This is a genomic window from Bacteroides sp. 519 (genome assembly GCF_010500955.1).
In the GTDB taxonomy this organism is placed as follows: Bacteria; Bacteroidota; Bacteroidia; order Bacteroidales; family Bacteroidaceae; genus Bacteroides.
The window spans coordinates 1-309 of the sequence record NZ_QVMJ01000146.1; the positions used below are offsets into that span (position 1 = coordinate 1).

Consider the following 309-nt stretch of genomic DNA (forward strand, 5'->3'; position numbering starts at 1 on the left):
GTGCAGGATGTATTGATTGATGGTGAAAACAAACGCAATGCATATTGGCAACTGTATGTAGATGAACGCGGAACCATTCACCTGGAAGTATTGTATTCTACTCAAAGAACGATGGAGTAATGTTCTCGGGCGATGTTCTGTTTCAGGGTAGTGTAGCCCCCGAAAGACAATATTTAATTGATCAGATTAGTAATGCAAATCTTATGCCTAATCTGAAACCAAACTTTTTACCTCATGTTCGGAACTGTGAACGTAAAGCATATCTAAATTGCACACATAATATATTTCTTACAGAAGAAGATCGATTAG

1 protein-coding gene is annotated in these 309 nt (G+C 37.5%); it reads left to right on the plus strand.

Features of this window, described 5'->3' with window-relative positions; genetic code table 11:
- Positions 1 to 89: 89 nt before the first annotated feature.
- A partial coding sequence (locus D0T85_RS23300) for an MBL fold metallo-hydrolase (protein WP_370460032.1) occupies positions 90 to 309 on the plus strand: 220 nt, incomplete at its 3' end.